At 57.0% G+C, this 13,690-nt stretch carries 15 protein-coding genes and 2 tRNA genes; 4 read left to right on the top strand and 13 right to left on the bottom strand.

Annotation, left to right across the window (positions count from 1 at the left end):
• Positions 1-2: 2 nt before the first annotated feature.
• The 4 genes from AC2FLJ_RS04905 to AC2FLJ_RS04890 all read right to left on the bottom strand — a co-directional run bounded on the left by AC2FLJ_RS04905 (position 3) and on the right by AC2FLJ_RS04890 (position 3,890).
• Entirely contained in the window at positions 3-578 is a 576-nt protein-coding gene (locus AC2FLJ_RS04905) for a hypothetical protein (protein ID WP_282168843.1), read from the bottom strand.
• Positions 579-650: 72 nt separating this feature from the next.
• Positions 651-968 (bottom strand): phosphoribosyl-ATP diphosphatase, encoded by a 318-nt coding sequence (locus tag AC2FLJ_RS04900; RefSeq protein WP_282151633.1) that lies wholly within the window; start codon positions 966-968, stop codon positions 651-653.
• Positions 965-1,726 (bottom strand): imidazole glycerol phosphate synthase subunit HisF, encoded by a 762-nt coding sequence (hisF, locus tag AC2FLJ_RS04895; protein ID WP_496704638.1) that lies wholly within the window; start codon positions 1,724-1,726, stop codon positions 965-967. The genes AC2FLJ_RS04900 and hisF overlap by 4 nt, the downstream gene beginning before the upstream one ends.
• Before the next feature lie 115 nt (positions 1,727-1,841).
• A complete protein-coding gene (locus AC2FLJ_RS04890) occupies positions 1,842-3,890 on the bottom strand; it encodes a fused MFS/spermidine synthase (protein WP_496704636.1) in 2,049 nt (682 codons plus the stop codon).
• A gap of 418 nt (positions 3,891-4,308) precedes the next feature.
• Between AC2FLJ_RS04890 and AC2FLJ_RS04885 the strand changes: the two genes are divergently transcribed.
• Positions 4,309-4,755: a DUF302 domain-containing protein gene (locus AC2FLJ_RS04885; protein WP_058274315.1), complete on the top strand. Its 447-nt coding sequence runs from the start codon at positions 4,309-4,311 to the stop codon at positions 4,753-4,755.
• Here AC2FLJ_RS04885 and hisA read toward each other — a convergent pair whose 3' ends face one another.
• Positions 4,756-5,475, bottom strand: coding sequence for a 1-(5-phosphoribosyl)-5-[(5-phosphoribosylamino)methylideneamino]imidazole-4-carboxamide isomerase (gene hisA, locus AC2FLJ_RS04880; protein ID WP_496704633.1), 720 nt, complete (start codon positions 5,473-5,475; stop codon positions 4,756-4,758).
• A 134-nt stretch (positions 5,476-5,609) separates the two neighbouring features.
• Between hisA and AC2FLJ_RS04875 the strand changes: the two genes are divergently transcribed.
• A complete protein-coding gene (locus AC2FLJ_RS04875) occupies positions 5,610-6,011 on the top strand; it encodes a DUF2147 domain-containing protein (protein ID WP_058274317.1) in 402 nt (133 codons plus the stop codon).
• A 4-nt stretch (positions 6,012-6,015) separates the two neighbouring features.
• Here AC2FLJ_RS04875 and hisH read toward each other — a convergent pair whose 3' ends face one another.
• Together hisH and hisB are read right to left on the bottom strand one after the other, a co-directional pair.
• Positions 6,016-6,654: an imidazole glycerol phosphate synthase subunit HisH gene (hisH, locus tag AC2FLJ_RS04870; RefSeq protein WP_496695933.1), complete on the bottom strand. Its 639-nt coding sequence runs from the start codon at positions 6,652-6,654 to the stop codon at positions 6,016-6,018.
• Positions 6,655-7,242, bottom strand: a complete 588-nt coding sequence (hisB, locus tag AC2FLJ_RS04865; protein ID WP_282151628.1) for an imidazoleglycerol-phosphate dehydratase HisB — start codon at positions 7,240-7,242, stop codon at positions 6,655-6,657.
• Positions 7,243-7,395: 153 nt separating this feature from the next.
• On the opposite strand from hisB, the gene AC2FLJ_RS04860 reads away from it, so the two are divergent.
• On the top strand, positions 7,396-7,635 hold the full coding sequence (locus tag AC2FLJ_RS04860) for an Lrp/AsnC family transcriptional regulator (RefSeq protein WP_058274459.1): 240 nt from the start codon (positions 7,396-7,398) through the stop codon (positions 7,633-7,635).
• A 1-nt stretch (position 7,636) separates the two neighbouring features.
• On the opposite strand, the gene AC2FLJ_RS04855 is transcribed toward AC2FLJ_RS04860, so the two are convergent.
• The 4 genes from AC2FLJ_RS04855 to AC2FLJ_RS04840 all read right to left on the bottom strand — a co-directional run bounded on the left by AC2FLJ_RS04855 (position 7,637) and on the right by AC2FLJ_RS04840 (position 9,431).
• Positions 7,637-8,239: a hypothetical protein gene (locus AC2FLJ_RS04855; protein WP_496695931.1), complete on the bottom strand. Its 603-nt coding sequence runs from the start codon at positions 8,237-8,239 to the stop codon at positions 7,637-7,639.
• A 55-nt stretch (positions 8,240-8,294) separates the two neighbouring features.
• On the bottom strand, positions 8,295-9,191 hold the full coding sequence (locus AC2FLJ_RS04850; protein ID WP_496704630.1) for a GNAT family N-acetyltransferase: 897 nt from the start codon (positions 9,189-9,191) through the stop codon (positions 8,295-8,297).
• Positions 9,192-9,246: 55 nt separating this feature from the next.
• Positions 9,247-9,321, bottom strand: a tRNA-Gly gene (locus AC2FLJ_RS04845).
• A gap of 35 nt (positions 9,322-9,356) precedes the next feature.
• Positions 9,357-9,431, bottom strand: a tRNA-Gly gene (locus AC2FLJ_RS04840).
• Positions 9,432-9,604: 173 nt separating this feature from the next.
• On the opposite strand from AC2FLJ_RS04840, the gene AC2FLJ_RS04835 reads away from it, so the two are divergent.
• Positions 9,605-9,733 carry a hypothetical protein gene (locus AC2FLJ_RS04835; protein ID WP_496704628.1) on the top strand — a complete coding sequence of 43 codons (129 nt, stop codon included), beginning with the start codon at positions 9,605-9,607 and terminating at the stop codon, positions 9,731-9,733.
• 15 nt (positions 9,734-9,748) lie between these two features.
• Here AC2FLJ_RS04835 and AC2FLJ_RS04830 read toward each other — a convergent pair whose 3' ends face one another.
• Both AC2FLJ_RS04830 and AC2FLJ_RS04825 read right to left on the bottom strand, forming a co-directional pair.
• A complete protein-coding gene (locus tag AC2FLJ_RS04830; RefSeq protein WP_082637226.1) occupies positions 9,749-10,132 on the bottom strand; it encodes an MAPEG family protein in 384 nt (127 codons plus the stop codon).
• Positions 10,133-10,208: 76 nt separating this feature from the next.
• Complete coding sequence (locus AC2FLJ_RS04825) at positions 10,209-13,646, bottom strand: pyruvate carboxylase (RefSeq protein WP_496695927.1); 3,438 nt, start codon at positions 13,644-13,646, stop codon at positions 10,209-10,211.
• Positions 13,647-13,690: the final 44 nt, after the last annotated feature.

Here is a 13,690-nt window from a genome sequence, read left to right as displayed (position 1 = left end):
GGTTAGCCGCCGACATACGGCAGCAATTCCCCGTATTGTTCCTGGCGGCGCTTTTCCAGAACAACGCTTCGGGGCACCCACTCATACTTGGTGTCTTCCACCAAGGGCGACCAGAACAGAACACCGCCGTACCGCCATGGGTCCAGCACCACGCCTTCGTACATCGTCTCGCCCTTGCGGCTGATGATGGCTGTGCTGTGGTCGATTCTGAACTGGTTGTCCGCATTTGCTATCGCACGGTGCAAGTCCAGCGTCCGGAAGTTCTCTTGCTTCAGTCGACGTTCGATATCCTCGGCCCAATGCCAACACAGCCCACGCGGGCGTAGACCCTTGTTGACCTTGGCATTGTGGATCAGCGGAGGGTCAGTAATTTCGTATTCCTGAACCAGCTGCGCAGTATAGGAATAGGCGATGCGGGCCGCGCGGTCGGCTTCTTCGGGGTCGATGTCGGGACCAAGGCTGCGGATTTCCGTTGCCAGTCTTTGAACTTCATCACCGGTCGTGCGCGGCGGCGCCGAACACGCGGTAATCATCACAAGCGAAAGCAAAGCCATTACACTGGCCAGAGCCCTGGTCATTCCCGCGTTCCTCGGTCGGTCCCACACTGGTCCCTGACTATACAGGGCAGGGCGGCAGGACGGAACCCGCGCTTAGGTCTTTGGGCGTGATGCCTTTTCCGCGATTCCGCTTGTGCCCTGGCGTCGGGCCAACTCGGCCAAAACGTCATCCAGCGCCACGTCCCGCGCGGCCAGCATGACCAACAGGTGATAGAGGACATCCGCAGCCTCGGCGGTCAGCTTGTCCTTGTCGCCTTTGACGGCTTCGATGATGGCCTCAACAGCCTCTTCCCCGAACTTCTCGGCACATTTCTCTGGCCCCTTGGCCAGCAGTTTTGCGGTCCAGCTAGAGTCGGGCTCGGCACCTTTGCGGGTCTCAATTGTCGCGGCCAGATCGTGCAGGATGTTCATGTCAGCCTCATGGGGATGCCAGCCGCAGCCATGTGTTCTTTGGCCTCGCGGATGGTGTATTCGCCGAAATGGAAGATCGAGGCCGCCAGCACGGCACTGGCCCCGCCTTCTGTCACACCTTCGACCAGATGATCCAGGTTGCCTACGCCGCCAGAAGCAATCACCGGCACGTCCACCGCGTCCGAGATCGCGCGGGTCAGCGGCAGATTGAAGCCTGCCTTGGTGCCGTCGCGGTCCATTGAGGTCAAAAGGATTTCGCCAGCCCCTTTGGCGACAACGGTTTTGGCGAACTCAAGCGCGTCGATACCGGTCGGCTTGCGGCCACCGTGGGTGAAGATCTCCCACTTGCCTGGGCTGGTTGTTTTTGCGTCGATGGCACACACAATACACTGGCTACCGAATTGATCGGCAGCTTCTGCGATGACATCCGGGTTGGCGACAGCGGCCGAATTGAAGCTGACCTTGTCGGCGCCAGCCAGCAACAGCGCACGCACGTCGTCCTTGGTGCGGACACCTCCGCCGACGGTCAGCGGAACAAAGCATTGTTCTGCCGTGCGCTGAACCACATCGAACATGGTGCCACGATTTTCATGGGTGGCATGAATGTCCAGAAAACAGATCTCATCCGCGCCTGCTGCGTCATAGGCTTTGGCCGACTCTACAGGATCGCCCGCGTCACGCAGGCCAACGAAATTGACACCTTTGACAACACGGCCATCGGCGACATCCAGGCAGGGAATGATACGGGTTTTCAGCATACCGGCGTCCTTTGTTGGCGCACCTGTATCGGCAAAACCCCGCCTTTTCCAGTACCGTTAGGGCGCGTTGCGGAAAATGGCGGGGTCAATCATTGGCTAAGATCTTGCGCCGGTTCTATTGCTTTTTGTCCTTTAGCAATTTGAGCGCAGACAGAAGATTGGCCTTGTCGTCCGTCCACGGCTCACCTCCATCCGAAACCACGGCCTTCCATTTTCCGCTCTCAACAAAACTGTCGATCTTAGACTGGTCTCGGCTGGCAATCATCACATGGGATTCGTGCGCGCCAAGTTCACTGCTGTCCGGCTCGATCTGATGAAATTGACTGGCGGTATGAAGCCCAAGCTTGCCTGCAATGCGCGCCAGCGGGTCAACTAAGTCGTAGTAGCGATTGGTGATGTGGAAAACCAGAATCCCGTCATCAACCAGTCGATCCATGTACATCCGCACCGCTTCTTCAGTTGTCAGATGCAGGGGGATTGCGTCAGAGCTGTAGGCGTCCAGAACGAGTACATCGAAGGTATAGTCTGTCTGCGCCAGGACGATACGAGCGTCACCAAGATGCGTTGGCGAATTTGGTGCACATTCCGAGATGTAGGTGAAAAGGGATGGGTCGCGCGCTACTTGATCCACCATGGCGTCGATTTCAAAGAAGGCCCATTCCTGCGATGGAAGTTTGTAGCAGGCCAGAGCCCCAACTCCGAGGCCGATAATACCAATGCTGTCGGCGTCACGCCCAAAATCGGATGTTATGACCTGAGCGATCGGACCGTTGGGGTAGAAGTATGACTTCGGCGTTGGTTTTTCGCCAAATTCTGACTCCAATTGCAAACCGTGCAGAGTGGTCCCGTTTTGATAAATTCTCAGACCCGATTCCGAGTAGACCCTATGGGTTCCAAAGAAGCTCCGATCCTGAAGCAGCGAACCCTTATGTGGCCAAAGGACCGGCAGCATCAGCGCCGCGATGATGGCGACGATACGTGCAGGTTGACTGCGAAACAGGATCAATGCACCCAGCAGCATTGCGGTTGCTACAAGTGCACTCAGAGGCCCGTCTGCAATAAGATCAACTCCATCGATCATGCCGAACAGAAGGAGGATCGGGTAGCTGACAATCAGACCAATCGCCAGGTTTCTGGGCGTAACTGTTCCTTTTCCTATCAAGAGCAATCCGCTGGCCAGGAATAGTGTCAGCTGCGCCTCGACTTCTTGGGCAAATGCTAAAGGGGCAAGGATTGAATTGAACAATCCACCGAATGCGCCGCCTACCGACAGCGCGATGTAGAACACTGTAAGCTGTTCTGCTGGCGGCCTCATTTCGTAAAGCAACCTGTGCGCATACAGGGCGATTACGAACAGTACGGGAACGTACAACAAAAAGACGATTGGGCCCGAATGGTGGCCGATTTTGTTGGACAGCAAGACTACACCTGTCGCCAGTGCCAAAATCATTGGAACGTGTAGAGATTTCGCACTTAGTCTTTTCAATTTCGCAAAGGCGAAAATGAAGGAAAGAAGGTAAGTTGCCAGAGGCACAACCCAGATAAGCGGGATTGAGCCCAGATCTGTGCTGGCTTTCGTGGTAAATGACAGCATCAGAGATGAAGGTACAAAGGCGATCACAATCCAGGTTGCAATCTGCTTCATTTTTGGGGTGCTCTTCGCGATATCAGCTGCGATCGGCGCAATGACGCTGCTCGATCCGCGCAGCGCTAAAAGGCCACTTATCGCCATTAACCCACCGAAGATGACAAACCCGATGGACCAAATTTTACTGGTCGCACTGGCACCCAGAAGGGGGTCTGCCAGCAAAGGAAAAGCCAAAAGAGCCAGCAGGGAACCGACGTTACTTGCGCTGTATAGGAAATAGGGGTCGTCTGCCGAAGGCCCACCGGACCGTGAATACCACGCCTGAAGCAATGGCGCATTCGCAGAAAGAACCGCAAATGGCAGGCCGACACCCAGGGCAAACAACTTAAGGGTTTGCAGCGCGGTCGAGCTGGATGCGTCATAACTCCAGCCGTCGCTAATTGAGAGGGGCAGGTATGTCAGTGCAGCCGCCCAAAGTGCCAGGTGAGTCACAAGCTGCCAGCGCAAGGGGATCCATTTCGTCAACACATGGGCGTAAATGTAGCCAACGATCAGAACCACCTGAAAGAACAGCATAGCGGTCGTCCAAACCGCAGGAGCGCCACCAATTTGCGGCAAGACCAGCTTGGCAAACAGGGGCTGAACAAAAAACAATAGAGAAGCGCTGACAAAAACTGTGGTGCAAAAGCTGAATATGATCGCAATTCTGAACCAAGAATTGTTCGAATATTCTGTGCTGGTAATACTCACGGTGGAATTCCCTGCTCGAGTTCTTTTGCGAACTGCTACAGGCGAATTAAGACGAAGTTTGGGCCAAGCTGGGTAAAATATCTGTCAGAATGGGTTATTGTTCTCGAATACGGGACGGTCTGCGCGGGTTTCAAAGTTGCGAGGGGTCGGGTGCGTGGCAAGGCTTCGCCGATGCCGGAGATGTGATTGCAAGTTCGCGAAAAGCTGAGACAATTTGGATGAAATTTACAGAAGGAAACCCGATATGCGAAATCTGATATTGGCAACAATTTTGACTTTTGGAGGGGCGATGTCTGCCATGGCTGACGACATCATCAAGGTAAACACGAACAAATCGGTGCAAGAGGCGATGGACGCCCTGGAAGCTGCCGTTGGCAATGCGGGCGCGACCGTCTTTGCACGCGTCGATCATGCAGCTGGTGCGGAAAAGGTCGGTCTGACCATCCCCGCCAATCAGGTTCTGATCTTTGGCAACCCGGCACTGGGTACACCCGCGATGCAAATTGATCCACGTGCCGGGCTTTTCCTGCCGCTCAAAGTGCAGGCATACGAAGACGAGACCGGGCAGGTCTGGCTGGCCTATGAGGATCCGAAAGAGACGATGGATGAGCTCGACGAAGTCGAGAAATCACCTGTCATCGAAAAGATGCGCGGTGCGCTTGCCAAGCTGACTTCGGTTGCGGCCGAGTGATCAGCTTAAGGCGCGAATGGCCTCGGAAAGGTCAATCGCGCCATCATAAAGCGCCCGGCCCGAGATCGCGCCGTCCAATGCCACGCCACAATCACGCAGGGCGATCAGATCATCCAGCGAACTGACCCCGCCCGAGGCGATGACTGGGATTGACACCGCACGGGCCAAATCTGCCGTTGCCTGGATGTTCGGCCCCTGCATCGCCCCGTCGCGATTAATATCGGTATAGATGATGGCCGCAACGCCTGCGTCCTCGAAACTGCGGGCCAGATCGGTGACCTTCACGTTGGTCTCTTCGGCCCAGCCCTTGGTGGCCACCATGCCGTCGCGCGCATCGATGCCAACAGCAACTTTGCCCGGAAATTCCTTGGCAGCTTCACGAACCAGATCGGGGTTTTCGACAGCCACGGTGCCCAGAATCACGCGCGCCAGACCTTTGTCGATCCATGTCTCAATCGTGGATATGTCGCGAATGCCACCGCCCAACTGCGCGGGCACGTTGCATTCTCTCAGGATCGCTTCAACCGGGGCGGCGTTGACCGGCTCACCCGCGAAAGCGCCGTTCAGATCGACGAGGTGAAGCCATTCACAGCCTGCCTCGACAAAAGCACGGGCCTGTGCCGCCGGGTTTTCGTTGAACACCGTTGCCTTATCCATTTCACCACGCAGCAGGCGTACGGCCTGTCCGTCTTTGAGGTCGATGGCGGGGTAGAGGATCATGTCAGGCGGCCCTATATCTGATTTGTTCGCGCGGGATATCGCACATGCGGGGCAGGGGATGCAACGCGACGCCAAGTCAATCTTGCCGGAATTGCCCAGCCGGGCCAGACTGAGCAGAAATAAGGGAGGAAATCATGAAAACATTCACACTTGCAGCCGGGTTTGCGGTATTGGCCAGCGCTGCTTTTGCGGCCGATCCGGTTGACGGTCTTTGGAAGACTCAGCCCGGGGATACCGGTGGGTATCTACACGTTTCGATTTCGGAATGCGGCAGCGCGATTTGTGGCACCATCGACACCGCCTTTGACAAAGACGGTAATGAGCAGCTGGCGTATGAAAACCTCGGCAAGCAGATCATCTGGGATATGGTGCCCGATGGCGGCGGCAGCTATAGCGGCGGCAAGATCTGGGCCCCGGACCGGGACAAGACCTACAGCTCGAAAATGACGCTGGACAGCCAGAACAAGCTGACCGTCAAAGGCTGTGCTGTGGGCGGTCTCGTGTGTCGCGGGCAGGACTGGACGCGGGTTCAGTAAACGCTCAGGGCGTCCAGGTCAGGAAGTTCCCGATCATCCGCAGGCCCACATCCTGACTTTTCTCAGGGTGAAACTGCATCCCAACCATTGTGTCGCGGCCGATCACGGCCGTGACCTCCTGCCCATAATCCACAAAGGCCAGACGCTGCGCCGGATCGGTGACACGGAAATGGTAGGAGTGCACGAAATAGGCGTGATCGCCTGATTGCACCCCGGCAAAGACCGGGTGCTCGCTTTCCAGAACCAGATCGTTCCAGCCCATATGCGGTACTTTCAGCGCACTATCTGACGGCTCGATCCGCACCACATCACCTGCAATCCAGCCAAGACCGTCGGTCTCGCGATATTCGTGACCCTTGGAGGCCATCAATTGCATGCCGACGCAGATGCCCAGAAAGGGGCGGCCTTTCTGTTCGACGGCCTCGACCATCGCGTCGTAGATGCCTTTGTGCCCGCGCAGCTCATTCGCGCAGGCGGGAAAAGCTCCGTCACCGGGTAGAACCAGCCGGTCCGCACGGGCAACCACCTCCGCGTCCGAGGTTACGACAACTTCACCCGCGCCCATCTCGCGCGCCATGCGCTGAAACGCCTTTTCGGCCGAGTGCAGATTGCCACTTTCGTAGTCGATAATGGCCGTCAGCATCTACAACGCGCCCTTCGTGGACGGAATCGCGTCCGCCTTGCGCGGATCGGTTTCGACCGCCAAACGCAACGCACGCGCGACGGCCTTAAACGCGGCCTCGGCGATGTGGTGGCTGTTGAAGCCGTGTAACTGGTCGATGTGCAGCGTGATGCCGCCGTGGGTGCTGAGCGCCTGAAAGAACTCGCGCACCAATTCGGTGTCAAAGTTGCCGATCTTGGGTGTCGGCAGGTCCACGTTCCAGATCAGAAAAGGACGCGCGGACAAGTCCAGAGCGCAGCGTACTTGCGCGTCATCCATGGGCAGGTGGCACTCGCCATAGCGTCGGATACCCTTCTTGTCGCCCAAGGCCTGTGTCAGCGCCTGACCCAGTGCAATACCGGTATCCTCAACCGTGTGGTGGTCGTCGATGTGGTAATCACCCTTGGCGCGGATCGTCATGTCGATCAGCGAATGGCGCGCAAGTTGGTCCAGCATGTGATCGAAGAACCCAACACCGGTTTGGTTGTCATAGGTGCCGGTTCCGTCAAGATTGACCTCGACCGAAATCTCGGTCTCGGCGGTTTGACGGCTGATCTTTGCGCTGCGCATGGGCGAATTCCTTTTGCTACAGGCGCGCTTATAGACGGGGATTGGTCGGCTTATCCAGGCCAAGCGTTGCTTTCACTACAATCTGTTGCAGGGGATTGCGCCCGGTGACGTGCCATGCCAGCCTGCCGGAAACTCAATCAACAGGTCCAAAACATGTCCACCTGCGTTTTCATTCAGATCCGCTGCACACCCGGCACCACCTATAAGGTCGCCGAAGAGATCGCGCTGCGCGAGATTCACTCCGAGCTTTACTCGACCAGCGGCGAATATGACCTGCTACTCAAGCTCTACATCCCTGAAACCGACGATGTCGGTCATTTCATCAATGAAAACCTGCTTGTGATCCCGAATATCGAGCGTTCGCTGACCACTATGACCTTCAAGGCGTTCTGAGTCAGGCCGAAGCGTCGGACACGGAACCTTGTGGCGCGGCACTTGCCAAAATCGCGCCATTGCGCGCCTGCTGATCAGTTGTTCCTGCCCGGAGCAACTGATGCACACCGAACAATACCATCAGCGGAATGCCAAGCGAGACCAGATAGTTTTCTCCGGCCAATTGCGACCAAACCACACCGAAAGCGCAGACAATCAGCAAAACGGCAGAGTGCGTGTTTCTCTGTTTTGTCCCATTGGTCTGATAGTTCAGGAATCCGTTCGTTCTGAACAAGGTCAAAACGACACCCGTCAAGAAAACGCTCATAATAACGAGGGTCGCGATGTTCCGGGTCAAAATCGTCGCCGTGTCGCGATAGCCAAGCAAGATCAGGCATTCGATCAGTGGCGTGATCGCCACCATGAAGAGATTGATACCAAGTAAAATGGGCTGTGGACGCAGCGTTTTCCTGACATAGGTAACGCAAACCGAGGCGGCCAGAACCGTGCCGATCCACCCGGCCAATCGCATATCATCCGTGGCCCGAAACAAAAGCATGAAAACCACGCCCGGCAGATTCTCAAACATCTCAAGCAGCAACCGCTTTTGGGTTTCGCTGGGCATTCTGTAGATTTCCTTTTTGTAATTGCGCTTTTGGAATGTCGAGTGTGGGGTGAAATTACCCCAGTTCGAATGTTGTGATGCCGTAAATCCGGTCCAGATCAATATCCGGTGCGTGGCTGGAATACATGCGACCTGTTTCGAAGACTTTGGTCAGACCCAACTGTTGCGCCATTGCCATAGCATGCGCGTTGGGGTTGGGCATGTCGATGAAGACCTCCGCATCCATCTGATCGGCGGGAAGTGTCGTTAGCAGCGATACCAAAAGGGCTTGTGCGATCTCAGGGCGGTCCGCAAAAAGGGGGCCAACTTTGTAACCACTCAAACATCGCCGCAGGGTTGCATAGCCCTTGATCTGACCATCTTCTTCGAACACGCGAGAGACGTGGCTGGGCGCACCGAGCCAGGCGTGAAGGAATGTGTCGCGCGGGGCAGGGAACAAGCCCCGGTCATACGATTTCAGCTCGTCCGTCAGGGCGCTGAGGGGCGTGATCTGATCGTGAAGGGACCGGCCCAGTTGATCTAGGATTTTACCCACCGTGCCCGAGAAGCGGTAATTGTCATAGGCCAGCTCGAACCCGAATTTTCGATAATTGTCCTGCTGTTCGACAACGCCATCCATGCCCATGTTCCGGTGCTGACAATGGGCCTTGACTGCCTCGGCAACCTGCAGCCCATATCCCGATCCGCGATACTCGGGTTGCACGATATAAAAGCCTAAAAACGAGTAGTTATCGTCATAATTCACGGCAGAGGCCGATGCGATCATCTGCCCATCCAGGAACCCGCCCTTAAACCCTTCGGGGTCGGAACCCCGAAAGCAGACCGCGTCGTGTAGCCCCGGGTTCCAGCCTTCCTGGCCGGCCCAATCGACGGCCGTTTGAACTTCGTCTTCAGTCAAAGCGCGAATAACGTATTCTGGCATCAGCGCACCTCTGTTGTGATTGCGTGCCATTCGAGAATGCCGCAACACCAGACAAAGAACCAGCATGTTCAGAGAGGTTTGTATCTGGAGCGGGCGAGGCGATTCGAACGCCCGACCCTAACCTTGGCAAGGTTATGCTCTACCCCTGAGCTACGCCCGCATCAGATACATATTTTCGACCATTCGGTCTCTCAATGGAGCGGGCGAGGCGATTCGAACGCCCGACCCTAACCTTGGCAAGGTTATGCTCTACCCCTGAGCTACGCCCGCGCCGTTGAGTGAGGAGGGGTGTATTAATTCCCAAGCAGGGCTTCAAGCGGAAAAAACAAAAAAGAGGAAAATTCTTTGCGACGGAAACGCGCCTCTTAACCGTTCAAGAACCTGAGCATCCAAGAATAAGAACGGTGGAGGTGACGAAAATGACGTATACTAAGGATCTGAAGATGGCGGCCCTGGCGGCGATGATTTTGCTGGCTACGGCGGTGTCTGGCAAAGGCGAGAATCAAATGGGCGATGTCGAATCAATTTTTACGGAATCCCCTCGAATCGAAACGCAGATTTTGGCGGGGTAATCCCCGCCATCCGGTTCACAGCGCCATCAAAAGGCTGGCTATGGCTGCTACCACAATCACGGCGAAGGTCAGCAACATGCCGATCTGGCGCAGAATCACGATCTGCGGTTTGCGGCCGAACCCATAGGCATGCAGCACGCGCCCGGCCAGAATGCCAAGGCCCAACAGATTGACCAACCAGCCACCGGCGCCCTGCAGCTCGACCATGGCGATCAGCAACAGGGCAAACGGTGCATATTCGGCAAAGTTGGAATGCGTGCGCATCACTTTGAGCATGTCGGTGTTGCCACCATCGCCGTAAGAAATCTTGTCGCCGCGGCGCTGCATGATGACCCGCACACTGAGCGCGACATAGAGAAGTGCCAGCAATGCGGCATAGACTGGGGTGATGGACAGCATGGTCTGCTCCTTTCAGGATCAAAAAAGGGCCGCCCGGTTCCCCGAACGGCCCTTGTTCCCGAAAAGGTTAGGTCGTTTATTCCAGTTCGACCAGTAGGTCCTTTGCGTCAATCTGGCTGCCCGGCTGAACATGCACAGCCTTGACCGTCGCATCGCGCTCGGCGTGGATGCCGGTTTCCATCTTCATCGCTTCGATGGTCAGCAGCATGTCGCCTTCCTTGACCTCCTGACCCGCAGCCACGGCGACGGTGGCCACCACACCTGGCATCGGCGCGCCGATGTGGTTGGGGTTGCCTGCCTCGGCTTTAGGACGGGATTGCGTGGTTGAGGTCACCAGTCGGTTTGGAACCCGGATCACGCGCGGTTGGCCGTTGAGTTCAAAGAACACTTTGACCTCGCCCTTTTCATCGGTCTCACCGATGGCCTGACAGCGGATTTCCAGTGTTTTGCCGGGGTCGATCTCGGCCGTGATCTCTTCGCCGGGTTCCATGCCGTAGAAGAAGGTGCGCGTGGGAAGAGTGCGCACAGGTCCGTAAGCCCGGTGACGCCCCATGTAGTCCAGGAACACCTTTGGATACATCAGATAGCCGTTCAGATCCTCGTCATCGACCTCTTTGCCTTCCAAAAGTTGGGACAGCTCGGCGCGTGTGCCTTCAAGGTCAACCGGTGGGACATCCTTGCCCGGGCGATCTGTGTTGGGTGTTTCATCCTTGAGGACCTTCGTTACGATAGTGTCGGGGAACCCGCCCGGAGGTTGACCCAAATTGCCGCGCATCATGTCCACAACCGAGTCGGGGAAGGCCACATCGGTATCCGGGTTTTCGACCTGTTCGCGGGTCATGTTCTGGCTGACCATCATCAGCGCCATGTCACCGACCACCTTGGATGACGGTGTCACCTTCACGATGTCACCGAACATCCGGTTCACGTCAGCATACATCTGAGCGACCTCGTGCCAACGTTCTTCCAGCCCCAGCGAACGCGCCTGCGCCTTGAGGTTGGTGAACTGTCCGCCGGGCATCTCGTGCAAGTAAACCTCAGAAGCCGGAGCCTGCAGACTGGATTCGAAGGCTGCGTACTGGCCGCGAACCGCTTCGAAATAGTCGCTGATCTCACGGATGGCCTTGATGTCCAACCCGGTGTCGCGCTCGGTATGGCGCAGTGCTTCGACCACGGTGCCCAGCGTCGCCTGCGAAGTGTTGCCCGAGAAGCTGTCCATCGCGCAATCCACCGCGTCCACGCCCGCCTCGGATGCAGCGAGAATGGTGGCGCTGGCGATACCGGCAGTATCGTGTGTGTGGAAGTGGATTGGCAGGCCGACCTCTTCCTTCAGCGCACGGATCAGGATTTTGGCCGAGGCCGGTTTCAAAAGACCCGCCATATCCTTCAGACCCAGAACGTGTGCACCTGCATCGCGCAGTTCTTTCGCCATGCCGACATAGTATTTCAGGTCATACTTGGCGCGGTCCGGGTCCAGAATATCACCGGTGTAACAGACGGTGCCCTCACAGATTTTGCCGTTCTCAACCACGGCGTCCATGGCCACGCGCATATTCTCGACCCAGTTTAACGAGTCGAACACACGGAACACGTCGATGTTCTGCGATGCTTGACGCACGAACTCCTGCACAACGTTGTCAGGGTAATTGGTGTAACCGACCCCGTTCGCGCCGCGCAGCAGCATCTGGGTCATCAGGTTCGGCATCGCCTCGCGCAGGTCGCGCAGGCGCTGCCACGGGCATTCCTGCAAGAAACGATAGGCCACGTCAAAGGTCGCGCCCCCCCAGCACTCGATCGAGAATAGCTGGGGCAAGTTCGCTGCATAGGTTGGTGCCACTTTGATCATGTCGATCGAACGCATCCGGGTCGCCAGCAGAGACTGATGCCCGTCACGCATGGTTGTGTCGGTGATCAGAAGCTGGCGCTGCGCCTTCATCCAATCAGCAACGGCTTGCGGACCTTTTTGTTCCAGCAGGTTGCGAGCGCCCATCTGCGGCTCGGAGTTCGGTGCCGGGGGCTTTGCGTCTTTCAGATCAGCGCGAGGTTCGGGGCGGTCCTTGGTCTCGGGATGCCCGTTCACCGTGATGTCGGCGATGTAGGTCAGAACCTTGGTGCCCCGGTCGCGGCGGCGTTTAAAGGAGAACAGATCCGGCGTCGTGTCGATGAATTTGGTCGTATATTCATTCGACAAGAAAGTCGGGTGTTTGAGCAGGTTGATGACAAAGTCGATATTGGTGCTGACGCCGCGAATTCGGAATTCACGCAAAGCGCGGTCCATCCGGGCAATCGCAGCCTCGGGTGTCGGCGCCTTGGCAGTCACTTTGGTCAACAGCGAGTCGTAATAGCGCGTGATCACACCCCCCGCATAAGCGGTGCCGCCATCCAGACGGATGCCCATGCCAGTGGCCGAGCGATAGGCAGTGATACGACCGTAGTCGGGAATGAAGTTGTTTTGCGGGTCCTCGGTGGTGATCCGGGTTTGCAGCGCGTGGCCGGTCAGGTGCACATCCGACTGGCTGTTTGCGCCGGTGGCCTCGGCCAGAGTTTTGCCTTCGGCAATCAGGATTTGCGCCTGAACGATGTCGATACCGGTGACTTCTTCGGTGACGGTGTGTTCCACCTGAACACGTGGGTTCACTTCGATGAAGTAGAACTTGCCGGTTTCCATATCCATAAGGAATTCAACAGTGCCGGCGCATTCATAATTCACATGGGCGCAGATTTTGCGGCCCAGTTCGCAGATCTCGGCACGCTGCTCTTCGGACAGATACGGGGCAGGGGCGCGCTCGACCACCTTCTGGTTCCGTCTCTGGACCGAGCAGTCGCGTTCATACAGGTGATAGATCTCACCATGCTTGTCGCCCAGAATCTGCACCTCGACATGGCGGGCGCGGATGATCATCTTTTCCAGATAACCCTCGCCATTGCCGAACGCGGCCTCGGCCTCGCGACGGCCTTCCAGAACCATCTCTTCCAGTTCATCCTCGGATAGGATCGGGCGCATACCGCGCCCGCCACCGCCCCACGACGCCTTGAGCATCAGGGGATAACCGATTTCTTTTGCCTCGGCCCGGATCGCATCCATGTCATCGCCCAGAACCTCAGTCGCCGGAATCACAGGCACACCCGCCGCGACGGCCACGCGGCGCGCGCTGGCCTTGTCACCCAAGGCGCGCATGGTTTCCGCCTTCGGGCCAATAAAGGTGATGCCGTTCTGCACGCAGGCATCGACAAAGTCCGGGTTCTCGGACAGCAGGCCATAGCCGGGATGGATCGCATCTGCCCCACATTCTTTAGCGACGCGGATGATCTCATCGATGCTCAGGTAGGCCGCAACAGGCCCCATCCCTTCGCCAATGCGATAGGCTTCGTCCGCTTTGAACCGATGCAAGCCCAGCTTGTCCTCTTCGGCAAAGACGGCAACGGTGCGTTTGCCCATCTCATTGGCGGCGCGCATAACGCGAATGGCAATCTCGCCTCGATTGGCGATCAGGATCTTGGTGAATTCAGTCATGTCGAGTCCCGGTCCTACTTGTTTGGCCGTGTTGATAGGCGGAC

Source organism: Ruegeria sp. CDSA034 (assembly GCF_059612275.1).
This window is presented reverse-complemented; position numbering and strand designations above follow the sequence as displayed.